Source organism: Marivita sp., assembly GCF_048006345.1.
Classification (GTDB): Bacteria; Pseudomonadota; Alphaproteobacteria; order Rhodobacterales; family Rhodobacteraceae; genus Marivita.
Genome location: NZ_CP180351.1, coordinates 576,030 through 598,203 on the forward strand (window position 1 = coordinate 576,030; position 22,174 = coordinate 598,203).

Below are 22,174 nucleotides of genomic sequence, written 5' to 3' on the forward strand. Positions count from 1 at the left end.
GGCTTTCGATCTCATGGCTCTTCTGTAACTTTGGTGGTTGCGCATATCCAGTAACTTGGATAGTTACGCAACCTGAATCGTTCTCTCCGGAAAGCATGCCTATGTCAGACACCCGCCTTCCCGTCACTGTTCTGTCCGGCTTTCTCGGCGCCGGCAAGACCACGCTTCTTAACCGAGTCCTGAACAACCGCGACGGTCGCCGCGTCGCGGTGATCGTGAACGACATGAGCGAGGTGAATATCGACGCTGACCTCGTCAGGGCCGATACTGAGCTCTCCCGCACCGACGAAACGTTGGTGGAAATGTCGAATGGCTGCATCTGCTGCACACTCCGCGACGATCTCCTGCAGGAGGTGCGCAAACTCGCAGCCGAAGGGCGCTTCGACTACCTGCTGATCGAATCCACCGGCATTTCCGAGCCTCTGCCGGTTGCGGCTACCTTCGATTTCCGCGACGAGGCGGGCGAGAGCCTGTCGGACGTCGCGCGCCTCGACACCATGGTGACGGTTGTCGACGCGGTGAATCTGCTCCGCGACTATTCCAGCCACAACTTCCTGCGCGACCGCGGCGAGACGCTCGGAGAGGAGGATGACCGCACGCTGGTCAACCTGCTCGTCGAACAGATCGAATTCGCCGACGTGGTCATCCTGAACAAGGTCGCCGATGCGGAACCGCATCAGGTCGATGCGGCGCGGAAGATCATCCGCAGCCTGAACGCGGACGCAAAGATCATCGAGACGAACCACTCCGACGTGGCGGCCGAGGCGATCCTCGACACCGGCCTTTTTGATTTCGAGAAGGCCCATGAGCATCCGATGTGGGCGAAAGAGCTGTATGGCTTTGCCGACCATGTGCCCGAGAACGAGGAATACGGTGTTGCGTCCTATGTCTACCGCGCCCGTCAACCCTTTGTGCCGGAGAGGATTTTCGCAGCTCTGAACGGTGATTTGCTCGGTGTGATCCGCGCCAAGGGTCATTTCTGGCTTGCGACCCGCCCCGACTGGGTGGCCGAGTTCTCGCTGGCCGGCGCGCTCTCTTCGGTCAAGCCGCTGGGCACGTGGTGGGCCGCGGTCCCGCGCGAACGCTGGCCCGAGCACGACAGCGCCTGCGCCTATATCGCACAGCATTGGGTCGAGCCGTGGGGTGACCGGCGTCAGGAGATCGTCTTCATCGGCGCGGGCATCGACTGGCCAGCAATCAAGGCGCGGCTCGACGCCTGCCTGCTGCCCGAGCACCTCGCGCCCGGACCGGACGCGCTCCCAGACCTGCCCGATCCTTTCCCCGCCTGGCGCCGCCAGGCCGCAGCTTGAGGACAGACCCATGAAACAGATCCTGACGTTCACCACCGCCCTCGCGCTTGCTGCGCCCGCCATCTCGCAGGCCCACGAGTTGCGCTACCGGCTGATCGTGGCTGATGCCGAAGCCGCGCAAATCCATATCGTCGATGCCGAGGATGACGCAGGGCCAACGCGCGTCGAAGTGGCCTCGCCCGCGCGGCTCTATCTCGGGCCAGACGGCCGCCATGCCTGGGCCGTGAGCCGCGATGCCGGGCAGGTACAGCTGCTGGACACGGGCGTCGTCGAGGAAGATCACGGCGACCATTCTGCGATGATCCTTCAGGCACCCGCGCTCCTGCCTGCCACGGCAAGCGGCGAACGACCGGTGCATTTCAACATGGACGCGGCCCCCGTTGCGGTGTTCTGGGACGGGAGCGGCGTCGCTACGCTGCATGACGCGTCCGCCGCGGCCACGGGCGATCTCGCGCCGGTCAAGACCATCGAGACGGGCGCACCGCATCATGGCGTGGCCGTGCCGGTCGGCGACTTCACCATTGCGACCGTGGCCCCCGAAGGCGAGGGCCTGCCCGACATTCTGGCGGTCCTTGGCCCTGACGGCGGGGAGCTGTCCCGCGTCGACTGCCAGAACCTGCATGGCGAGGGCAAGGCCGGTGGTTTCATCGCAGTCGGCTGCGAGAACGGCATCGCGATATTCGACACCTCGGTCACGCCGCCTGCGGGCCGGTTCGTCGCTTACCCCGAGGAGGTGCCTGCCGAAGGCATGATCCGTCAGCTTCTGAGCCCGCGCGACACCATGGCGCTCGTCGGCAACTGGGGCGCGACGCATATGGCGATCTTCGATCCCTCCTCGGAGACGGGCGATTTCCTCTTCGCGGAGTTTCCCGCCGCGCGGATGGCCTGGGCGCTCGATGAGACGGGCATGGAGGGGTTCGCGATGCTGGCCGATGGGCGGCTTGTCCGGTTCTCTGCGCTCACGGGGCGCATCCTCGGCGAGGCGGCGGGCGTCACCGGGGCCTATTCGATGGAGCGCGGCGTCACCCGGCCCATGATGGCAGTGGCCGGTCACCGCGTGGCCGTCTCCGACCCCGCCGCGGGGCAGGTCGTCATGGTCGATGCCGACACGCTGGAGATCGTGGACCGGGTCGATCTGGGCAGTCAGCCGCAATCGCTGCTCCTGCTCACGGCAAAGTCCGAGCATGCGCACTGACGGCCTCGTCCGAGAGGTCGTTCGCGATGCCGCCATCGGGGTCGGCGTCGCGGACACGCCCGAGGGGCTCTCGGCACTCCATCGTCCCGGCTGCGCCGCGGCGATCTGGCGGCGGCAGCCCTTGCCGGGGTTCCAGTCGTGGATCGACGGGCTCGATCCAGCTCTTCTCCCAAAGGCGCGGGTCATCCTGCGCCCAGAAGCCGTTTGCGCGGCCGCGATACAGATTTGCGAGGCTTGCGGCACCCCCGACTGCGCTGAACGCGCGCGGCTGATCGACGACGTGGCGGCGCTGGCGGAAGTGTTTTCGACCGTCATGAAAGCGCGCTGGCTGCGGCTGCGGCTCGACGTGGTGAGCACCAATGCTTGTCGCAAATTCCATATCGACGCGGTCACTGCCCGTTTGGTCTGCACCTACCGCGGCACGGGCACGCAATATGGCATCTCGATCAATGGTGCCGACCCTCAACGCGTTTTCACCGTGCCCACGGGCGCACCCATCCTGCTGCGCGGCACGCTCTGGCCCGAAGTTCCGTGGTCCGGCCTGCTTCACCGCTCGCCACCCATCGAAGGCACCGGCGAGACGCGAACTCGTGCTCGTGCTCGACCCGGTGGACGATCCGGAGGATACCCTATGAGACAGAGCAACCGGGGCGCGACCCGTCTGAAGACCAAGCGGCGCGACGAAGACCCGATGCGGGAGTACGACCGGCTCCCGGCAGACCTGCGCGCTTGGCTGGCCACGGCTGCGCTACCCTGGCGGCCGCGCTCGGTACAGCGCGCGTTCGTAAAGGCCCTGGCCGAAACGGGGGATCGTGACGTTGCGCTGACCCGAATAACCGCGCTGCAAGGCCGCCTCGTTGCACGGGATGCGGCGGCGGTCTGGGGGCCGGACCATCCCGCGGTGAGAGGCGAGCAGATATCGAAATAGATGCCCTTTTTCTTTAACTCTGGGCAAAAGGACACAATTGCGAAAAACAAGGATCACGGGTAAACCTTCCCCCATGGGAAGGTTGCGTCAAATGAACTGGGAGCGGGCCGTGTCAGTGCTTTGCGCACTGGCGCTGATGCTGGTTGCCTTCGGGCATCGCCCCGTCGAGACCGACCCGCGCTTGTCCGACCCGCAAATCGCGGCCTATCTGGCCGCCGGCGGGTCGCTCGCCGATTTCTGCATAACGGGCGACGACGGGCAGGATCACGCCGCTCATGCCGATTGCCCGGCCTGCACCATCGCCAAGAACATGACACTGGCCCCAGCATGTCTTGCCCCTTCTGACCTTGTTGTCTGGTCCGGTCACCGCGCCGCATGGCCTGAAACCCTCGTCCTGACCGGTCTCGGCCCGCGCGCGCCACCGGCCCGGGGTCCTCCGTCCTTCCAGTTGATCTGACCTCGCTTCGGCTCCGCACCGTGCGGGCCATGTCCGTCCGCCTGCACGCGGACATCTGATCAATCTGGATGACCCTCACATGAAACACCTTCTCCTTGCGGCCACGGCCGCCCTCGTCGCCAGCCCGGCGCTTGCCGACATAACTGTCGAAATCCCCTTCACCGCCGAGATCGCGGGTGCGCCCTTTGCCTGCACCGAGAGCTATACCGGCCTCGGCAGCGCCGCCACCGAGGTGCAGTTCCTCGATTTCCGGCTGTTCGTCTCCTCGGCCAACCTGATCGCCGCCGACGGCACCCGCGTGCCTGTTGCGCTGGAGCAAGATGGCGCCTGGCAGATCGAGAATATCGCCCTTCTGGACTTCGAGGACGGCACCGGGTCTTGCGCCAACGGCACGCCGCAGGTGAACACCACGCTGCGAGGCACCGTACCGGAGGGGGAATATCGCGGGCTCGAGTTCGAGGTCGGCGTTCCCTTCGATTGGAACCATGGCGATCCCACCACCGCGCCTGCGCCAATGAACCTGACGGCGATGTTCTGGAACTGGCGCGGCGGCTACAAGTTCGTGAAGATCGAATTCTCGCCCACCGCGCCCTCGGGCATGTCCATGACGGCCGAAGGCCACAGCGAGGATGCGACCCACGGGCAGGGGCCGCGCGGTTGGATGCTCCACCTTGGATCGACGCAATGCGCCGCGCCCGAGGCGACGACGCCGCCGTCCGAAGCCTGCGCCAACCCCAACCGTGTCGCCGTTGCCCTGCCTGACTTCGTTCCGGGTGAGAGCACCGTGGTGATCGACCCCGCCGTCGTCGTGGCGGGCGCGGACCTGACGCAGAACACGCCCGAGACCAGCCCCGGCTGCATGTCCTTCCCCAACGATCCGGACTGCAACACGGTGCTGCCGCGGCTGGGGCTGGCGTTCAATGCCTTCCCGGCCGAGGAGCAACTGCTCGTCTCGATGCGCTGACGGGGCGGTCATGCGTCCCTTTGCGAGCCTCGCGCGGGTCGCGGGCAGGGGGGTCATTGCGGCTCCCCTCCTGATCCTTGGTGCGTCGGCGGTCCTCGCCGCAGTCTTCCTGCCGCGCAACGAAGTGCCGCTGGAAACGACCAGCGCGCGTCCCGCGATCCTCGATGCGTTCCGCTGGCCGATGCCCGCTTGGATGCCGCCGCCGCCGGTGCCGGACGACATCACCATGACGCCCGATCTGGTCGATCTGGGGCGGCACCTCTTCTACGACGCGCGTCTTTCGGTCGACGGTCAGACAGCCTGTGCATCCTGCCACCAGCAGGAGCTGGCCTTCAGCGATGGCCGCCCGGTCGGCGTCGGCGCGCATGGCACGATCGGCCACCGCAATTCCCCGACGCTGGCCAATGTGGGCTATATGCCCACGCTGACTTGGGCGAATCCGCATTTCACCACGCTGGAGTTTCAGGCGCTGGTGCCCTTGTTCGGCACCGAGCCGGTCGAGATGGGGATGGCGGGGCAGGAGGGTGCGCTTTTCACGCGCCTTGCCGCCGATCCCTACTATGCCGATGCCTTCCCGGCCGCCTTTCCCGAGCGACCCGCCCCCGATCTCTACACGATCACCCGCGCGCTTGGGGCCTTCCAGCGCACGCTGATCTCGCTGAACAGCCCCTACGACCGCGCGACCTATTATGGCGAGGCAGATGCCATGTCCGACGCTGCCCGCCGCGGGCAGGCGCTGTTCTTCGATCATCGCCTCGAATGCTACCATTGCCACACCGGCGCGCTGATTTCCGACAATCTGCAGACCGCGCGTACTCCGTTCCCCGAGAACGCCTTTCACAATACCGGGCTCTACAACATCGGGGGCACCGGAGCCTATCCGGCGGGAGGCCTCGGCCTTTACGAATTCACCGGCGTTCCGTCAGACATGGGCCGCTTCCGCACGCCCAGCTTGCGCAATGTGGCCGTCACCGCGCCCTACATGCACGACGGGTCGATTGCCACACTGGAGGAGGTGATCCGCCATTACGCGGCGGGCGGGCGGACCATCACGGATGGGCCACACGCAGGTGCGGGCCACGAAAACCCGTATCGCGACAGCCTGATCGGCGGCTTCGAGGTCTCGGACGCCGAGATTGCCGACCTCACTGCCTTTCTCGAAAGCCTGACGGATCAGGACTTCCTGACCGATCCGGCCTTTGCGGACCCTTGGCCGGACGGGCACCCGGCCAGTGCGAACAGGGTGATGCCCCTCAACTGAAGCCAACATACCAACAGGAAACGCGCGACCATGAAACATATTCTTGCACTTGCAGCTCTTGCCCTGCCTTTGGCCATTGGGACCGAGGCCCTCGCACACGCCACCTTCGCCGAAGGCAAGGTCGTGCAGGGTGAAACCGCCCGCCTGACCCTGCGTGTGCCGCATGGCTGCGGCGACGAGGCAACCTTGAGGGTCCGCATCCAGATCCCCGAGGGCCTGATCGCCGCGCAGCCGATGGTCAAGGCGGGCTGGGAGCTGGAGACCGTGACCGGCCCCTACGAGAACAGCTACGAGCTTTATGGACGCACGCTCACCGAAGGCGTGCGCGAGATCATCTGGTCGGGCGAATTGCCGGATGCCTTCTACGACGAGTTCGTGTTCCGCGCCCGCGTGACCGACAGACTGCCCGCAGGCGAGGTGCTCTATATCCCCGCCATCCAGGAATGCGCCAACGGGGCCGAGCGCTGGATCGAGATCCCGGCGGCCGGACAGGACAGCCATGACCTCGAGGACCCGGCGCCCGGCGTGATGGTCGTGCCGGCCTCCTCTGGCGGTCACGGGCATTGAGGAATGATCCATGGCCGGTTCCCGAGTCCCTTCGGCGGCCATGGCGCATGCGGGGTGCGGCCCGGTCCGGGCGGCCCCGCGCAACTCCCACCGGGACGATCTAGCGTCCCGGTGGGCTTTTCCTGGATATCCTTGATGCGCCTCCTCCTGATCCTGTCGTGCCTCGCGCTCCTGCCGCTGCAGGCGCTGGCCCATGCGCAGCTGCGCGGCTCGGACCCCGCCGAAGGGGTTGTGGTGACTGAGGCGCCCGCCGCGATCGTGCTGGAGTTCAACGAAGCCGTGGCGCCGCTCGTCCTGCGACACATCGGACCCGACGGTACGGCGACAGACCTCGAGGGCACCGCCGAGAACGCCACGATCACCGTCGCGCCGCCAGCCGATCTGGGAGACGGCACGCATCTGCTGTCCTGGCGCGTCGTCTCGGACGATGGCCATCCGGTCGGCGGCACGCTCACCTTCCATGTCGGTGCCCCCTCCGCCACGCCGCCGACGCCAGCGGAGCTTGCCGCGGGGGCCGCGCGCTTTGGCGCCGCCCTGCGCGCCGTGCTGACCGTGGCTCTGGTGGTCGCAGTCGGGGCTGCCGTCTTCGCCGCCTTCGTGGCCCCTGCACAGGCAGGACCGGCACTCGCCCGCATCGCCATGTTCGCGGCTGGCGCGACCATCCCGGTTGGTGGTCTCCTGACCGGGGTTCAGGGTCTCGACATGCTGTCGCTCGCGCCCGGCGCGCTCCTCACAATGCAGCCGTGGCAAGCGGGGCTTTCAGCACCGATTACCTTGACTGTCGTCCTTGCTGCCGGGGCGGCGGTCCTGGCCGCGCTTTCCCTGCGCAGCGGCGGCACCTCCGCGCGAAAGGTTCTCGCGCTCAGCGCATTGGGGTTTGCGTCGCTGTCATTCGCGGTCTCCGGCCATGCCGCTGTGGCCCCGCCGCGTGTCGTGGCGCTTCCTGCCGTCACTCTCCACGCTGCCGCGCTCATCTTCTGGATGGGGTCGCTCGCGCCACTCCTCCTCGCCCTGCGTGGCCCGGAGCCTGACCCCGTCCTGCGGCGTTTCTCGTCGATCGCCGTTCCTACAGTCGCGGTTCTGATCCTGAGCGGGATGACCCTGACATGGCTGCAGGCAGGCAGTCCGGCTGCGTTGCTCGGCTCGTCCTATGGCGTCGTTCTCGGGCTGAAGCTGGCTCTGGTCACTGTGCTCCTCGCCCTTGGCGCGCGGAACCGGCTTGTCCTGACGCCTGCGCTTGCCGCAGGCGAGACGACTGCGACACCGCGCCTCCAGCGCGCCATCCGGGCCGAGATCGTGCTCGGCCTCGCAATCCTCGTCCTTGCCTCGGCCTTCCGCCTCACGCCACCGCCGCGCGCCCTGATCGAACCGGCCGAGCCGCTCTACGCCCATATCCATACCGCTGCCGCAATGGCCGACATCCGCCTGACCCCGGGCCGCGCTGGCCCTGTCGAGGTCATGCTCGGCTTCCAGACCGGCGATTTCGCCGAACTGGTCCCGCAAGAGGTCGAGGTCGTCTTCGCCCAGCCCGCCGCCGGGATCGAGCCGATCCGCCTGACCGCCCTGCAAGGCGGCGACGGGCTCTGGCATGCCGGCCCCGTGACCCTGCCGCGCCCGGGCGACTGGGACGTGACCCTGCGCCTTCTGATCACCGATTTCGAGCGCGTGACGCTGACCGATACCCTGACCCTTCCAGACTGACCGGAGACCCCGATGAAACATCTTGCCCTCGCCCTTGCTCTCCTGGCGCTCCCCGCCGCCGCCCACGAGGTCACCACCGACAGCCTCGTGATCGACCATCCTTACGCGCTGGAGACGGTGGCCACCGCCATGTCCGGCGCGGGCTACATGACCATCACCAACACCGGCAGCGCGCCCGACCGCCTGCTGGAAGTGCGGGCCGATTTCCCCCGTGTGACGCTGCATGGCACCGAGACCGACGCGCAGGGCGTGACCCGAATGATCCCGGTCGAGGGCATCGAGATCGCACCGGGCGAGACGGTGACGCTCGCCCCCGGCGGGATGCATGTGATGTTCATGGGTCTGGATGGCGACCCCTTCGAGGAGGGCGAGCGCATCCCGGCCACGCTCGTCTTCGAACGCGCGGGCGAGATCGGGGTGGAATTCTGGGTCGAACCGCGCGAGGGCGGCATGACGGGTCATGAGGGGCACGATCACGGCAGTATCGCACCCGGTCATGATCCGGTCATGCTCGCCGAAGCGCAGGCGGCCCTGCGCGACGTGCTGGGTGCCGACACGATCCTTGGGCCCGCCGCCTTCGCAGGGAACGCCGCGGTCCTCCCTTGGAAGATCGCAGGCGAAGCCGGCCGCGCTTTTCTGCGCCAGGAGGCGGGAGGGTGGTCCGTGATCCTCCTTTCGGGTGAAAGCCTGCGCTTTGCAGCGACCTTTCGGGTCCTCGGTATGTCACCGCGCCTTGCCGCAGAGCTCGAAGCGTCAATCGCCGCAATCGAAGCCGATCTCGATGGAACGCAACGGGTCGCGCATGATGCATTCGTTGGCACGCTGATGTTGGTCGATGGATGACGGTTTTTTACGGCAGGTTTGAGTCAAAAGCACTCCGGCCAAGCCGATATGCCGCCGAGATAGAACACTTTTTATCCGATGGCGGCTGTAGAACGTCCGATCCCGGTCCCGGCCCCTCCAGCAGTCGCCGATCGAGTGAAACCCAGAAAATCAACATGGGCATAATGGAGGATCGGACAGAAACCCAAGGCGTCACAGAGGTTTGGTCCGTTTTTGTGTGCGGATCATGTGCAAAGGGCATATCGGCGGGTTCCTCTGCCGGCATAGCAGCTGAAATCTCGCCAGTCGCACCTCTTCACGCCGTACCTCACAATTCTACGCCACAAGCCGCGGGACCACCCTGTCAACCATCCGCAGAAATCGTGAGTTGCGAGCCACTGCAACCAACGGTGGCTGCGGTGAGTTCGCAACCTTTGGCGCAGTATCAACGTGACCCTTCACGATATTCAAGCAGCCTTGGCTTTGGCGCTGGCCGCGACTCGATCAGTATGTGTTCGATCGCCGAGCGTCGCGACTCCCGGTCCAGCGTGTAGGTGTTCCGTCTGATTTCGACGCCCTCCAGCAAGGCCTTCAGGTATCCCGCGACCGTATCTGCAGCCATGATCAGCGTCGAGTCGAGCGTGTGCACGTAGCGGCTGGTCACAGAGCCTTTCGCGTGGCCGATCAGGGCAGCGATTGTGATCTCGGTGAATCCTAAATCGTTGGCAATGCTGGCGAAGCTGTGCCGCAAGACATGCGGTGTCACATCCCAGAGCGGCGTGTCGGTCAGAAGCTTCTTCCAGCTTTGCGGGAAGTTACCCACGGCGTTGTCGATACCCTGGCCGGGAAAGACATAGGTGCCTGTTCGCGTTGATCGCTTGTTTTCCAGATACTCGATCACCGGAAGCCCGATCGGCCGCACAGATGCGCCTTCCTTGCTATCGATCAGGCGAAGGCAACTTCCTTCGATATCGACCTCGCTCCATCTGAGATTGATGATCTCACCGCGTCGACAGCCGGTCACTGCGAGTATCCATAGGATCTCGGCATGCAGGCGATAATGGTCGCTGTTCCGCGCTTGGCGCAGAATGCCGCCAAGGATCCGGTACTCCGCCTCGCTCAGCCGCCGGTCGCGCACCTGGTATTTGGGCTTGCGCAATCCGTGGGTCGGGTTGTGTTCGATCACGCCGGATTCCACCGCATAGGTGAATATGCCGCCAAGCAGTCCCATAGTGCGGATCGCCGTTCCGCGCCCACCGCGGACGATGGCCTTGCCACGCAGTTTCTCGGTTTTCATTACCACGCGCGTCTTGCCCGCGATGATGTCCTTCATCAGGTTGTTCATGTCCGGCTTTGTAATGTCCCGGACCCGGCGCTTGCCGAGCAGGGGGATAATGTGCCGGCGGATGCGGCCCACGTCGATCTCGATCGTCGAGGCCTTCTTGGGGCGACCGCCTTTGCCCATGATCAGGCCAGCCTCCATGTCCTCGATATATTGCTCGCAGAGCTGCTTGACCGTTAGCGCCCTCCGGTCCTCCTCGCGTTCCTCGGCCGGGTCGTTGCCTCGGGCGACGTTCCCGAGCAAGACTTTCGCCTCGCGTCGTGCCGTCTCGGGCGTCCAGATCCCGTGCCGACCGATCGTGTAGCGGCGGCATCGTCCCCGCGCGCGGTACTGGATGATGTAACTGCGCTTCCCAGAGGGGTAGACGCGGAGCCCGAAGCCGGTCACCTCGTCATCCCAGACTGCCGTGCCCTTGGGTCCCGGCTTGACCGCTTCAACAAATCGTTTCGTGAGCTTCGGCATGCTCAAACCCTCTTTCTGCGCCGGTTTCACGAAAGCAGGACGCAACCACGCGGCCGGAAACCAAGGCGTATTCTCGGATAGAGCTTTCGGCGCAGCGCTTGGCCGTGTCTATAATTATTCAATAATTATAGCGCTCTAGCGGGCTCTATCGCATGTTTAGGAAAGCCCATTAGACCCGCTCCGAAGGCAGAGGCCAGAGGTTCGAATCCTCTCGGGTGCGCCATTTCATTGATACTGTTCAAGCGCCAAGAGGCTTCGGCAGCCAGGAGCTGCAAACCTGAACCGCAAACTCCGACCACGCGAACAGGCGAACGCCAGTGCTGCGCGTCATGCTAGAGGAGATGCCGACGGCCAACGGCTGCCGTCACTCATCGTCGTGTGACGTCACTTCCTTGGCGTAAAACCGTTCGGCGATACGGGCGACGCGGCCTGTTCGGAACAGTTCGGGCATGGTCCATTCCGGTTCATCTCCGGCAAACAGGTCGAGGAAGGCAATCGCCAGAGAGGGATCCTTTTGGACGTTCTCCCGGAAACTCCACCAGGTCCTGTTGTCTGACAGCCGATCACTTGGCTGTTGTGCGGCATGGAAATCCGTTTCGAGAACCAACCCACGCACATTCAGACAGAATGCGACATAGAGATATCCCTCAGGCCAGAAATATGCCGGATTGGACTGGTCCGCGTTGTCAGGGCGTTTCACCAATGCGACGGGTTTGTGCTTGATCAGCGTGCGGAGCATGAGACCCGCTGCAAATCCGACATAGGCGGGTTTATCGTCTTCCCGCGTCGGTTTCTGGGCTTCGAACGCTTTCAGCCAATCGGCAAACACTTGTGCCAAAGCGCCCCGGTCGACGGAAAACGCATTCCCCGTCTGCGCTTCGGTGTTCTGGATTTGCTGATCGAACGCATCGACAAACCACCGCAGGCGTTGCGCGGATTTGCGCAACGGTTGGTCGGTCTTGGTCAAATCATGCGTTTGCATGGCGTCCGATCCTATAGATGCGATGAGGTTTCATCAAGAAAATGGGCCAAAGCCGCGTGGCTCTTGAAGGCGGTTTCCGCCTCGGATTGGAGGGCGCGGACAAGGGCCATCGACAGATCCAGCAGCTTTTCTTCCTCCTCTAGCGTGTCCGCCCGTTTCGACGCAAGCCAGACAGCAATCGCCATAAGTGCCATGTCGACTTCGGCTTCTTCTTCCCTTGTGATGCCGCGCGTCACACCGGGCATTACACCGATGGCGGAAGATTGGCGCAGGTCGAGGAACAGGGAAGCCGCAAAGTCAAAACCTGTATGTCCGCCGTCAGAGTGCAATCGCGACAACCGGTCTGCGACGATGGTTTCACTGATGAGGTGGCGATGGTCGACGCGGGACTGGTTCAGGTGCTCCCAGGCGAAAACGATCACACTTGCGGCAGCGTTCGCTCTGGTTTTTTCCGACGCGACGCCTCGTGCAAACTGCGCGGCATCGCTGATCCTCTCCATGTCGATCGGCGCATGGAGCAAGCGTTTGCCAGCTTGCTCGAACGCCTGCATCGCGCTGTGAAAGCGGCTACGCAGCGGTTCTGGCAACAGTTTGGAGGCGGGCTCCAGCATGTCTTCCGTAGCATCCGCAAGGCTCACCACACCGCGCAATGCGTCGCGGATCGGCATGTTCATGTCATGCAAGAGAGTGAATTTCTTCGGGCTGGCAACCATCATATTCACCTCCTCGTTTTGATGTTAGCACATGGTCGGTTGACCAATCTAGGCTCTACCGGTGTCGCGTTTTCCGACTGTCTTGCAGTCTCTTTGCCGTCGACCTCAAGACGGTTGGCAATGCGCCTGACATCACCAATATCAGTCCGCTGCGGCAACTGCGCGCGCGGTCTTTGCGTCAGCGGTTTCAAGCAAGGTTCGCGCGGTAATCTCATCGGTGATCAGGACATTTGGTGCAAGCGACGTGATGCTGGCGCGCAGGATTTCGATCTTTTCCCGGCCCCCCGACATGAGAACTTTTCTTGGAACACGTTTCAAGCGATCGAGCGACATCGAGATCGACCGATTGTTGACCGGATGGTCCACGATATTTCCGTCCTTGTCGAGGAAGTGATACAGGAAATCGCCGACCGCGCCCGCTGCGATCAACGATTGACGATCCAACTCCGTGATGTGACCCGAGCGATAGGACGTGGTCAAAGAGGTGATCCCGCCGCAGGACAGCAACGCCACGTCGCAGGCTTCGGCGAGTTGCAGGATTTGATCGAGACCACAGTTCTCCAACAGCGCGTGCCGTGTTTGCGGCGAATCCACAACTGCCGGGGCAGAAATCAGATAGCCTTCGGCTTCGAACAGTTCGGCGAATTGCCACGCAAATTCGGCAGGGTTGAAGCGTCTGGCTTGTGCAATGCCGCCGAGAAGGGACACAACCCGCACGTCAGACAGGGGCTTTTCCTCGATATAGGGCAACATCGCGTGAAGCGTTTTTCCCCAACCCACGCCAACGGTCATGCCGTTTTCCATCAGGTTCGACACATAGGTGCCAGCGGCCGCGGCGATCACCCGTGTCGGGTCGTCTTCGATGGCTTCCATGGGCGCAACGATGGCCTGTTCGAGATCGTAGTGATCCTGAAGCTGTTGTTGAAGTTCGATCAGTTCGGTCAATTCCGACTTGATCCGGATCACAACCTCACCACGTTTCTTGGCTTCGGACAGCAAACGGGTCACGGTGATCCGGTTCACGCCAAGCTTTTTGCCAACATCGGATTGGGTCATGCCTTCGATGTAGTAAAGCCATGCGGCGCGGACCCGAAGCTGGTCTTGCGATTTTGCCATCGGTTCGCCCCCTTGTGATCTGGCTTATGTCTCTGGCTTGTGACAGGTAACCGATGTTTTCGGTGGGTGACAATGCGCAACTGATCAAAGGCTTGACGACAGGATCCGGCCCAACTCGGCGCTGCATTCGATGTGCGGCATGTGTCCAACACCGTCAAAGAGGTGCAACGCCATCTTGCCCGGAGCGCGCAGGGCGTGGTTCCACGGAATGATGGCATCCTGTTTGCCCCAGATGATCCGGGTCGGAGTGTCGATCCGTTCCAGTGCCGCGCGCAGGTCAAAAGCCTGAACCCCATCGGGGAAAAGCACATCGGCAAGACGCGACTGCGCCGCGCGCAGGTTCGTGTCTTCACGCCCTGCCATGGCAAGGCGGACATAGCTGTCGGTCACGATGTCTTCGTTTGCCACAAGGCTACGGAGCCACGGCCCAAGGCTTTCTGCACGGGTGGCCCTGCAGATCCCCGACAGCGCATCGCCGTTGATATCCGGGCCAAGCCCGGCAGGCGCAATCAGTGTCAGGGAAGACAGTCGTTTTGCCCGCGTATCGGCCAGTGCAATACTGACGGCACCCCCAAGGCTGTGACCAACCAGATGTGCAGCGTCGAGATTTAGATTGTCAAAGGCACGCCGGACCTCGCGCACAAGCTCGGCAAAGCTGTCGATGCGCAGCTTTGGTGACTTGCCGTGACCGGGCAGGTCGATCCGGATCAACGGGCGGTGCTTCAGATGTGTCTCCATCGGTGCCCAGGACGTGGCATCACTGGCAAAGCCGTGGATCATCACGATGGGTGTCCCTGTGCCACCTTTGGAGCGGGTCACCGCCAGACTGCCGGTTTCCGCCTTGAAGACGACCGGTGAAGCCAGCGGGGCAGGGCGCGCGTCTCGCAGAGCGATTTCGTTTTCGACGTCCAGCGCCTGCACCCGTCCGCGCGGACCGGTACCGATGAGGTCTGCGATGTTCAGGCCCGCACCGCTGGCCAAGGAGCGTGCACGCGGGGTGGCGCGGATCTTGCCCGTGGCTTGCCCAGCAATGGCGTCGACGAGTTCCAATTCGGCCTCGACGGGCTTGGTGTCGTCCGGCATGTCCACTGCGACTGGTTCAGGCTCGGGTGCGGTCCCGGCTTGCCCTGCAAACGGTGCGGGTTGCTCGCCCACCACTTCGCCCTCGGCATAAAGCCAGGCGCAGGGTGTGCCGATTGGGATGTCCATCCCCTCTGGGGCGGTGTGGTACAGGATGCCGTCTGCAGGCGCTTCGACCTCCATTGCGGCCTTGTCTGTCTCGATGTCGAACAGAGGATCGCCCTTGGACACGCGTTCGCCCTCGGCAATATGCCATGACATGATCTTGCCTTTGGCCATGTCCATGTCGACCTTGGGCATGATGACTTCGGTTGGCATCAGACACGTCCCTTCGCCAGATTGCGCGCGGCCTCCAGGATGTCGGGCACCTGTGGGACAACCGCTTTCTCAAGCTCCGGGTTATAGGGGATCGGGCATTCCGCGCCGCCCAGCCGGATGATCGGCGCATCAAGGTAGTCGAACGCGTCGCTTTCGGCGACCATCGCCGACACCTCGGCACCGACGCCCAGTGTCTTGACCGCCTCGTAGACGCAGACCAGCCGTCCGGTCTTGCGGACCGAGGCGAGCACCGTGTCGCGGTCCATCGGGCGGATCGTGCGCAGGTCGATCAACTCGGCGTCGATGCCTTCGGCGGCCAATGTCTCGGCTGCATCAAGCGCCTTGTGCACCATGATCGAAGTTGCAACGATGGTCAGGTCCTTGCCTTCGCGCATCACTGCCGCCTTGCCGATGGGTGTCGTGTAATAGCCGTCGGGCACATGCCCCTTCATTTTGTAGAGGATCTTGTGTTCATAGATCATCACCGGATCGGGATCTTCCAGCGCAGCCAGTAACAATCCTTTGGCGTCGGCAGGTGTCGCGGGTTGGACCACCTTCAGACCCGGCACATGCGCGGTCCACGCTTCAAGGCTCTGGCTGTGCTGCGCAGCAGCGCCCGTGCCGGACCCTGAGGGAAAGCGCATGACCACAGGCACCGACACCGCGCCGCCCAGCATGTAACGGATCTTGGCCGCCTGATTGACGATCTGTTCCATCCCGAGCGTCGCGAAGTCCGAGAACTGGAATTCGAAGATCGGCCGCAGCCCGGTCATCGCGGCACCGACAGCGACGCCAGCGCCGCCCAACTCGGAAATAGGCGTGTCCATGACACGGTCCGTGCCGTATTTCTCGACCAGATCGCCAGTGACGCCAAAGGCCCCGCCATAAACTCCGATATCCTCGCCCATGAGGATGACGCGTTCATCGCGGGCCATGGCGATGTCCATGGCTTCGCGGATGGCCTCGGCATAGGACAATTCGCGCAGGTCGGTCTTGCTGTGCATGTTCATGATGCAGTCTCTTCGGTGTAGACGTCGCGGGTGACCTCTTCGATCTTCGGATTGGCCCCCTCGGTTGCAAAGGCGATGGCCTCTTCGATGATCCGGGTGGCGTCGGCTTCGATCCCTGCAATCTCGTCCTCGGTGGCGATCTTGTGGTCGGTCAGAAGCTTTGCCATCGCGGCAATCGGGTCGCGGGACTGCCAGTCTGCGATCTCTTCCTTGGTCCGGTAGCGGTTGCGGTCCGACTTGGAATGCCCGCGCCAGCGGTAGGTGACGTTCTCGACAAGGCTCGGGCCTTCACCCTTGCGGGCGCGCTCGACAGCGGCATCCACCGCTTCGGTCACTGCGGAGAAATCGTTCCCGTCCACGGTCACGCCCGGCATGGCATAGGCCACCGCCCGGTCCGCGATGTTCTTGACTGCGGTGGATCGCTCGGTCGAGGTGGACATGCCGTACTTGTTGTTTTCACAAACAAAAACCACGGGCAGTTTCCAGACTGACGCCATGTTCAGCGCTTCGTGAAACGCGCCCTCGTTGTTGGCGCCATCCCCAAAGAAACAGATCGTCACCGCCCCCGTGCCCAAGCGCTTGGCCGACAAAGCTGCGCCCACCGCAATGGGGAGGCCGCCGCCCACGATGCCATTCGCGCCCAGATTGCCCTTGCTCGGGTCGGCAATGTGCATCGACCCGCCGCGCCCTTTGCAATAGCCGCTTTCCTTGCCGAAGAACTCGGCGAACATGCGCGACAGGTCCGCACCTTTGGCGACGCAATGGCCATGACCCCGGTGGGTCGAGGTGATCTTGTCCTCGTCGCTCAGCGACATGCATGACCCGACAGCAGATGCCTCCTGTCCGATGCTCAGGTGCATCGTTCCGTGGATCAGGCCGCGCATGTAGCTGTCTTCCGCGCCTTCCTCAAATTTGCGGATCAGGTACATCTTTTTCAGAGCTTCTTTCAGGTCCTCCGCACTGTACCGCGAAATGGCGTAGGGCACGTTATTGGGTATCACGGTGTCACGCATTGAGAAGGTCCTTCCCATAAAGCATCATGTCCTGACGACGGCGCAGTTCGACCAGCCGCGAGTGCGGCAGGGTCGTGTTGGCGAGGGTGATCAGTTCACCTTTCTTGATCGGCGCAGTCACTTTGGCTCCGGTCAGCATCCCGGCGGGAAGGGCGCGCGCGGCTTGCGCCCGACCCACTTCCATCGCCCAGGCGCGGTAGGCATATTCGCCGATCTGGTCGAGCGTATCGCCCGGCTGCAGATCCTTCTTGGCCAAGGCGCAGACCTCGACCACCGGCTTTTCAAGTGGAACCATGTCGGCCTTGCCGTAGAGCACCGAGCGCGCGCAGGTCAGCGGCACTTCGAGCGAGGTCAGGTGGTACGGGCGAATGAACTCATAGTAGGGCCCATCGCCCATCTTGAGGTCTTTCATCCGCTCGTGGATGCGCGGATGTTCGGCCTCCACGATGCAGAAAACGCCCGGTGACACGCCCTTGCCGATGGAATAATCGACCTTGCCGATCCCCGACAGGATGCCTCCGTCCTTTTGCGGGATCAGCACCTTGGCCAGTTCCTTTGGTCCCGCGGCGGGGCCGTGCATGCCGTCCACATCTGGGATCAGACCGGTGGCGTTGCCGATTGCGGCCATTTCGACGGCGGTTTTTGATCCGTCCACGAACTCCACCAACAGACGCGGGTTCATGTGGCGCCGGATTGCCTCTGCCTCATAAGCGTCCGGTGTCGCGTCGATGTTCAGCGGGTTGTTCTTGCCTTTGCCGGCACAGACCACCTTGTGACCCATGGCGGTCACGAACTCGATCAGCTCCATGCAAGAAGATGGCTCGTCGCCCGCGCCCAGCGAATAGACCACGCCCAACCGCTCCGCTTCATTGCGCAGGTAAGCGCCGATGGTCACGTCCGCTTCGACGTTCATCATGGTCAGATGCTTGCCGCGCTCCATTGCCCTTAGGCCGATTTCGGCACCCACGGCGGGAATGCCGGTCGCATCGATCACCACGTCAATCAGTCCCGATTCGAGGATCAGGTCGGCATTGTCGGTGATTGCCGTTTTGCCCGACTCGATGATTGCGTTGAGACTGTCAGTAGAGGTCGCGTCCTGACTGTGCCCGTCCTCTCCAGTGGCGATGGACACGGCTTTGTGCGCGTTGGGTACGTTCAGCTCCGAGATCGCCGCCACGTCCACTCCGTCCATCATCGCAGCGCGGGTCACGATATCGGTTCCCATTTCGCCTGACCCGATCAGTCCGATGCGAACAGGTTTGCCAGAGGAGGCTCGGGCGGCGAGGTCTTTCGCCAATCCGGTCAATGCGATGTTGGATGCCATGCGTCTTTTCCTGTCGCTGAAGTTCGCTGGGAATATCCTGAACATTTGATGGCTAGTCAATAAAAATGTTCAAAACACATAGAAATGTTCTTGACGAAAGGAGTGATCGTGAACAATGGTTCATAAGTGCAATTAGGTGTTCCGATGCTCTCGCGCCGCACAGGAGGCTGCTTGAGGCGGAAAAAAATAGGTAATTGCGCCATCAAGGGAGGAAAATGATGGAATTCAGAGGAAGACTATCCAGACGGTCGTTCATGGCGAGTGCATCCGCCATGGGAATCGCCGCAACTGGCTCCACCTGGGGCGGCAAGCTGCTCGCAGCCAGCCACCTGCCGGATCCGCAAAGCGTGCTCGACGGGATCTCGATCTCGCAATATGTGCGCGCGGATTATCGCGATCTCTATGGCATGTCGGATGACAAGCCGATCTGGGACAACAGCAAAGACTGGATTCGCACCGTTGACTGGGAGGCTGTTCGTTCCGAACTTGCCGGCACAACGGTTCGTTTCGCCATCGGTGCCGCCGATGCGGAATCGGCTGCAGAGGGTCTGGTGCCGTTCGAGGCACTGTCGGGCATCAAGGTCGAACTGGTTCCGATCCCGGATGACAGCTTCTACGACAAGGCTTTGGCCGAATTCATCTCGGGCAATGCCTCTTTTGACGCGTTGCAGTTCTTCTCGCCTTGGCTGGGTGATTTCGCGGCTCCGGGCTTCCTCTATCCGTTGCAGGAATTCGCGGACAAGTGGAAGCTTCCGCTTGACGACTTCTACGACACCTACCGCCTGAACTATGGCTATTTCAACGGCCAGATGTATGGCATACCGTTCGACTGCGACATCCAGATGGTCCACTTGCGCAAAGGCTATGTCGAGCAGGTTCTGGGTGGCCCGATTGACAAGGCGAACTCGGTTCCGACCTATGACGAACTGATCCGTCTGTCCGCAGAACTGAACCAGGTCGAACCGGGTGTGTCCGGCGTGGGCCTGATGGCGGCACCGGGTTTCTGGTCGACCTACTCATGGGAGCATATCGCGGCGCAGGCCGGTATGATGCTCTTTGACGAAAACTGGGAGCCGATCTTCAACGGCGATGCCGGGATGAAGGGCCTCGAGATCCTGCTGGCGCTTTCGAAAAACGCCAACGAAGGTCACGCTGGTGCAGGTTGGCCGGAAAACCGCGCTGCCTGGCTGGGCGGGCAGGTGGCCACCAATATCAGCTGGCAGGACAGCGGCACGCAGGCGATGCGTCCCGACCAGTCGCAGATCGTCGACGATTTCGTCACGATCTATGAACCGCGCATCTCGGGTGGCCGCTTTGCCCCGCCGAACATCGCGGGTTCGACCTCGTGCGTGTCTGCCTCGGCGCAGAACCCGGAAGGCGCATTCCTCATGCTGGGCTTCCTGACCACGGCGTCGATCATGGCGATGAACGAAGCCAACGCAAACGGTGTGGCGCCGGGTTACAAGTCGGTTCTGGAGAACGAAAACCTCCAGGCGGTCTCGCAACCCGCCAAGGTCTGGGGCGACAGCCTGCATCACGCTTGGTGCAGCCCGCGTCTGCCGGGGGCCTTCCCGATCGAACAGGCCATCGGCAACGAGATCAACCGCGCAGTGGTCGGCCAGATCACCGCGAAGGAAGCGCTCGACAACGCAGCCGCAGCCGTGAAGCAGATCATGGAATCCAACGGCTTCTATCAGGGCAATGATCCGGTAGACTACGCGCAGGTGGCTCCGGGGCTCTATGTCGGCGAAGGCAAGTCTTTGCCGTTCTAAGGGTCGTAGACCAAGCGCAAACTGGACAGGATCGAGATTGTCATGAGCAATCCAGCTCTGTCGGACTCCGGGGCGGCACACGCTGCCCCGGCACAGCCGACGCACCGCAGATTTAAGCGGCGCAGCAAGCGCATGAAAGCCTTGCTGCCCTACATGCTGGTCGCGCCGGCGGTTCTGTATCTGATGTTGATCACGCTCTATCCGGGCATCTTTGCGATCACTCAGAGCTTCTACAACGTCAAGTTTGGACCGTGGCAATGGGCCGGGTTCGACAATTATACGCGCCTGATGGGCGACTACCAGTTCTGGGGCGCGCTCTGGAACACCTTTGTCATCGGCTCGATTTCATTGATCCTGCAATGCGTGATCGCACTGGCGCTGGCGTTCTATGCCTATCGCGACCCGTGGGTTCAGGGGTGGCGGATCATCTTCCTTATTCCGATGCTCTTCATGCCGTCGGCAGTGGCTTTCATCTACAAACTGGCCTTTCTGGACGCACGGGTGGTCGCGGATTTGTTCATCCGGGTCGGTCTGCTGGACGGCAACGTCGCGTGGCAGTCGTCAACATGGCTCAGCCGGATGATCCTGATCATCGCCGATGTCTGGCAATGGACTCCGTTTCTTTTCATCATCTTCGTCGCCGGTCTTCAGGCACAGGATGAAGAAGTGGAAGAGGCCGCGCGGCTGGATGGCGCATCGTGGTATGCGATCTTCTGGAACATCTCACTGCCTATGATGAAGCCGATCATCGCGGTCGCGCTCATCCTGCGGGCCATCGACATCACCACGATGTTCACCAACGTCTTCATCATCACCAAGGGTGGTCCGGCCTTTGGGACCGAAACGATCAGTTATTTCATCTACCGGACGGGCTTCAAGTTCTTCAACTTCGGCTATGCCTCCGCCGCATCGGTGATCATGTTGATCATCACGATCATCATTGCGCAGTTTGTCGTCAAACGCGCCTTTGTCTCGGCGAGGACCTGAGCCATGGCATCTGCCCGCAAACGCTCCCGCGGCGAAAGCCTTGCCCTGCGCTACGCGATCCTTGGCGCATGGGCTTTGTTCTGCCTCGTGCCGGTTCTGTGGTTCCTGTCCATCGGCCTGCGCCCCCGGACCGAGATCATCACGCCGCAACCGATCTACTTCCCGACCTTCAGCCTCGATGCGTGGCACATGATCTGGGAAGACTGGCCGATGGGCAAATACCTGCGCAACTCGGTCCTTGCCATCATCGGGTCGGTCATCATCGACCTTGTTCTGGCGATCCCGGCAGCCTATTCGCTCTCGCGCTTTGAGTACAAGGGGCGGGACGATATCGGGTTTTACATCCTGTCCACCCGCATGATGGCCCCGGCCATCGTGGCGGTGCCGATCTTCTTCCTCTTCCGCAATTTCGGTCTGCTCGACACGATCTGGGCGCTGATGTTGATCTACGCCGCCATCAACCTGAGCTTTGTGACATGGATCATCCGGTCCTACATGCTCGATATTCCGAAAGAACTGGAAGACGCGGCCAAGACCGATGGGGCAGGCGAGTTGCGCATCCTGTGGGAAATCATCATCCCCGCCATCCTGCCGGGGATCATCACAGCCTCTGTCATCGCGATGATCTTCGCGATCAACGAATTCCTCTTCACGCTGCTCATCGCCTCGACGCCCGACGCCTACACCATGTCGGTGGCGCTGGCGAACTTCACCGGCGGGTCGGATGGCGTGATCTACAATGCAATCGCGCTGGTCGCCTTCCTCGCGTTCCTGCCGGTGTTCCTTGTGGTCGTCCTGATCCAGAAACACCTGTCACGCGGTCTGACCATGGGGGCCGTCAAAGGATAAG

20 protein-coding genes are annotated in these 22,174 nt (G+C 62.6%); 12 read left to right on the top strand and 8 right to left on the bottom strand.

Annotated elements, in window-relative coordinates; translation table 11 throughout:
- The first annotated feature begins 101 nt into the window (after positions 1-101).
- The 9 genes from ACMVPR_RS02880 (at position 102) to ACMVPR_RS02920 (ending at position 9,226) form a co-directional block, all read left to right on the top strand.
- On the top strand, positions 102-1,310 hold the full coding sequence (locus ACMVPR_RS02880; protein ID WP_416881631.1) for a GTP-binding protein: 1,209 nt from the start codon (positions 102-104) through the stop codon (positions 1,308-1,310).
- Between the two features lie 10 nt (positions 1,311-1,320).
- Complete coding sequence (locus ACMVPR_RS02885) at positions 1,321-2,505, top strand: hypothetical protein (RefSeq protein ID WP_416881632.1); 1,185 nt, start codon at positions 1,321-1,323, stop codon at positions 2,503-2,505.
- The gene (locus ACMVPR_RS02890) at positions 2,411-3,433 is read left to right on the top strand and encodes a DUF6525 family protein (protein WP_416881633.1); all 1,023 of its coding nucleotides are present in this window, start codon (positions 2,411-2,413) and stop codon (positions 3,431-3,433) included. The genes ACMVPR_RS02885 and ACMVPR_RS02890 overlap by 95 nt, the downstream gene beginning before the upstream one ends.
- Before the next feature lie 109 nt (positions 3,434-3,542).
- Positions 3,543-3,890 (top strand): hypothetical protein, encoded by a 348-nt coding sequence (locus ACMVPR_RS02895; protein ID WP_416881634.1) that lies wholly within the window; start codon positions 3,543-3,545, stop codon positions 3,888-3,890.
- A 79-nt stretch (positions 3,891-3,969) separates the two neighbouring features.
- Positions 3,970-4,854 (top strand): MbnP family copper-binding protein, encoded by an 885-nt coding sequence (locus tag ACMVPR_RS02900; protein ID WP_416881635.1) that lies wholly within the window; start codon positions 3,970-3,972, stop codon positions 4,852-4,854.
- Between the two features lie 10 nt (positions 4,855-4,864).
- Positions 4,865-6,115 carry an MbnH family di-heme enzyme gene (locus ACMVPR_RS02905; protein WP_416881636.1) on the top strand — a complete coding sequence of 417 codons (1,251 nt, stop codon included), beginning with the start codon at positions 4,865-4,867 and terminating at the stop codon, positions 6,113-6,115.
- Between the two features lie 30 nt (positions 6,116-6,145).
- Positions 6,146-6,682: a YcnI family protein gene (locus ACMVPR_RS02910; RefSeq protein ID WP_416881637.1), complete on the top strand. Its 537-nt coding sequence runs from the start codon at positions 6,146-6,148 to the stop codon at positions 6,680-6,682.
- Positions 6,683-6,817: 135 nt separating this feature from the next.
- A complete protein-coding gene (locus tag ACMVPR_RS02915; RefSeq protein WP_416881638.1) occupies positions 6,818-8,383 on the top strand; it encodes a CopD family protein in 1,566 nt (521 codons plus the stop codon).
- A gap of 12 nt (positions 8,384-8,395) precedes the next feature.
- Complete coding sequence (locus tag ACMVPR_RS02920; RefSeq protein WP_416881639.1) at positions 8,396-9,226, top strand: copper chaperone PCu(A)C; 831 nt, start codon at positions 8,396-8,398, stop codon at positions 9,224-9,226.
- Between the two features lie 424 nt (positions 9,227-9,650).
- Here ACMVPR_RS02920 and ACMVPR_RS02925 read toward each other — a convergent pair whose 3' ends face one another.
- The 8 genes from ACMVPR_RS02925 to ACMVPR_RS02960 all read right to left on the bottom strand — a co-directional run bounded on the left by ACMVPR_RS02925 (position 9,651) and on the right by ACMVPR_RS02960 (position 18,565).
- Positions 9,651-11,009, bottom strand: coding sequence for a tyrosine-type recombinase/integrase (locus ACMVPR_RS02925; RefSeq protein ID WP_416881640.1), 1,359 nt, complete (start codon positions 11,007-11,009; stop codon positions 9,651-9,653).
- Positions 11,010-11,373: 364 nt separating this feature from the next.
- Positions 11,374-11,991 carry a hypothetical protein gene (locus tag ACMVPR_RS02930; RefSeq protein WP_416881641.1) on the bottom strand — a complete coding sequence of 206 codons (618 nt, stop codon included), beginning with the start codon at positions 11,989-11,991 and terminating at the stop codon, positions 11,374-11,376.
- Between the two features lie 11 nt (positions 11,992-12,002).
- On the bottom strand, positions 12,003-12,707 hold the full coding sequence (locus ACMVPR_RS02935) for a hypothetical protein (RefSeq protein ID WP_416881642.1): 705 nt from the start codon (positions 12,705-12,707) through the stop codon (positions 12,003-12,005).
- Between the two features lie 138 nt (positions 12,708-12,845).
- Positions 12,846-13,820, bottom strand: coding sequence for a sugar-binding transcriptional regulator (locus tag ACMVPR_RS02940; RefSeq protein WP_416881643.1), 975 nt, complete (start codon positions 13,818-13,820; stop codon positions 12,846-12,848).
- 84 nt (positions 13,821-13,904) lie between these two features.
- The gene (locus ACMVPR_RS02945; RefSeq protein ID WP_416881644.1) at positions 13,905-15,218 is read right to left on the bottom strand and encodes an acetoin dehydrogenase dihydrolipoyllysine-residue acetyltransferase subunit; all 1,314 of its coding nucleotides are present in this window, start codon (positions 15,216-15,218) and stop codon (positions 13,905-13,907) included.
- Positions 15,218-16,222 carry an alpha-ketoacid dehydrogenase subunit beta gene (locus ACMVPR_RS02950; protein ID WP_416884608.1) on the bottom strand — a complete coding sequence of 335 codons (1,005 nt, stop codon included), beginning with the start codon at positions 16,220-16,222 and terminating at the stop codon, positions 15,218-15,220. Before ACMVPR_RS02950 ends, ACMVPR_RS02945 begins: the two co-directional genes overlap by 1 nt.
- Before the next feature lie 2 nt (positions 16,223-16,224).
- Positions 16,225-17,241 (bottom strand): thiamine pyrophosphate-dependent dehydrogenase E1 component subunit alpha, encoded by a 1,017-nt coding sequence (locus ACMVPR_RS02955; RefSeq protein WP_416881645.1) that lies wholly within the window; start codon positions 17,239-17,241, stop codon positions 16,225-16,227.
- Positions 17,234-18,565, bottom strand: a complete 1,332-nt coding sequence (locus ACMVPR_RS02960) for an NAD(P)H-dependent oxidoreductase (RefSeq protein WP_416881646.1) — start codon at positions 18,563-18,565, stop codon at positions 17,234-17,236. Before ACMVPR_RS02960 ends, ACMVPR_RS02955 begins: the two co-directional genes overlap by 8 nt.
- A 254-nt stretch (positions 18,566-18,819) precedes the next feature.
- Between ACMVPR_RS02960 and ACMVPR_RS02965 the strand changes: the two genes are divergently transcribed.
- The 3 genes from ACMVPR_RS02965 to ACMVPR_RS02975 all read left to right on the top strand — a co-directional run bounded on the left by ACMVPR_RS02965 (position 18,820) and on the right by ACMVPR_RS02975 (position 22,173).
- Positions 18,820-20,337 (top strand): ABC transporter substrate-binding protein, encoded by a 1,518-nt coding sequence (locus ACMVPR_RS02965; RefSeq protein WP_300581734.1) that lies wholly within the window; start codon positions 18,820-18,822, stop codon positions 20,335-20,337.
- A gap of 132 nt (positions 20,338-20,469) precedes the next feature.
- Entirely contained in the window at positions 20,470-21,324 is an 855-nt protein-coding gene (locus ACMVPR_RS02970; protein ID WP_416881647.1) for a carbohydrate ABC transporter permease, read from the top strand.
- A 3-nt stretch (positions 21,325-21,327) separates the two neighbouring features.
- On the top strand, positions 21,328-22,173 hold the full coding sequence (locus tag ACMVPR_RS02975; RefSeq protein WP_292264804.1) for a carbohydrate ABC transporter permease: 846 nt from the start codon (positions 21,328-21,330) through the stop codon (positions 22,171-22,173).
- Position 22,174: the final 1 nt, after the last annotated feature.

Bases quoted from the DNA above. Each gene is read 5' to 3' on its own strand.
- ACMVPR_RS02935 (WP_416881642.1), bottom strand. From the start codon at position 12,707: ATGATGGTTGCCAGCCCGAAGAAATTCACTCTCTTGCATGACATGAAC.
- ACMVPR_RS02940 (WP_416881643.1), bottom strand. From the start codon at position 13,820: ATGGCAAAATCGCAAGACCAGCTTCGGGTCCGCGCCGCATGGCTTTAC.
- ACMVPR_RS02905 (WP_416881636.1), top strand. From the start codon at position 4,865: ATGCGTCCCTTTGCGAGCCTCGCGCGGGTCGCGGGCAGGGGGGTCATT.
- ACMVPR_RS02970 (WP_416881647.1), top strand. From the start codon at position 20,470: ATGAAAGCCTTGCTGCCCTACATGCTGGTCGCGCCGGCGGTTCTGTAT.
- ACMVPR_RS02915 (WP_416881638.1), top strand. From the start codon at position 6,818: ATGCGCCTCCTCCTGATCCTGTCGTGCCTCGCGCTCCTGCCGCTGCAG.
- ACMVPR_RS02930 (WP_416881641.1), bottom strand. From the start codon at position 11,991: ATGCAAACGCATGATTTGACCAAGACCGACCAACCGTTGCGCAAATCC.
- ACMVPR_RS02885 (WP_416881632.1), top strand. From the start codon at position 1,321: ATGAAACAGATCCTGACGTTCACCACCGCCCTCGCGCTTGCTGCGCCC.
- ACMVPR_RS02890 (WP_416881633.1), top strand. From the start codon at position 2,411: ATGCCGACACGCTGGAGATCGTGGACCGGGTCGATCTGGGCAGTCAGC.
- ACMVPR_RS02910 (WP_416881637.1), top strand. From the start codon at position 6,146: ATGAAACATATTCTTGCACTTGCAGCTCTTGCCCTGCCTTTGGCCATT.
- ACMVPR_RS02965 (WP_300581734.1), top strand. From the start codon at position 18,820: ATGGCGAGTGCATCCGCCATGGGAATCGCCGCAACTGGCTCCACCTGG.
- ACMVPR_RS02945 (WP_416881644.1), bottom strand. From the start codon at position 15,218: ATGCCAACCGAAGTCATCATGCCCAAGGTCGACATGGACATGGCCAAA.
- ACMVPR_RS02920 (WP_416881639.1), top strand. From the start codon at position 8,396: ATGAAACATCTTGCCCTCGCCCTTGCTCTCCTGGCGCTCCCCGCCGCC.
- ACMVPR_RS02880 (WP_416881631.1), top strand. From the start codon at position 102: ATGTCAGACACCCGCCTTCCCGTCACTGTTCTGTCCGGCTTTCTCGGC.
- ACMVPR_RS02950 (WP_416884608.1), bottom strand. From the start codon at position 16,222: ATGCACAGCAAGACCGACCTGCGCGAATTGTCCTATGCCGAGGCCATC.
- ACMVPR_RS02925 (WP_416881640.1), bottom strand. From the start codon at position 11,009: ATGCCGAAGCTCACGAAACGATTTGTTGAAGCGGTCAAGCCGGGACCC.
- ACMVPR_RS02900 (WP_416881635.1), top strand. From the start codon at position 3,970: ATGAAACACCTTCTCCTTGCGGCCACGGCCGCCCTCGTCGCCAGCCCG.
- ACMVPR_RS02960 (WP_416881646.1), bottom strand. From the start codon at position 18,565: ATGGCATCCAACATCGCATTGACCGGATTGGCGAAAGACCTCGCCGCC.
- ACMVPR_RS02975 (WP_292264804.1), top strand. From the start codon at position 21,328: ATGGCATCTGCCCGCAAACGCTCCCGCGGCGAAAGCCTTGCCCTGCGC.
- ACMVPR_RS02955 (WP_416881645.1), bottom strand. From the start codon at position 17,241: ATGCGTGACACCGTGATACCCAATAACGTGCCCTACGCCATTTCGCGG.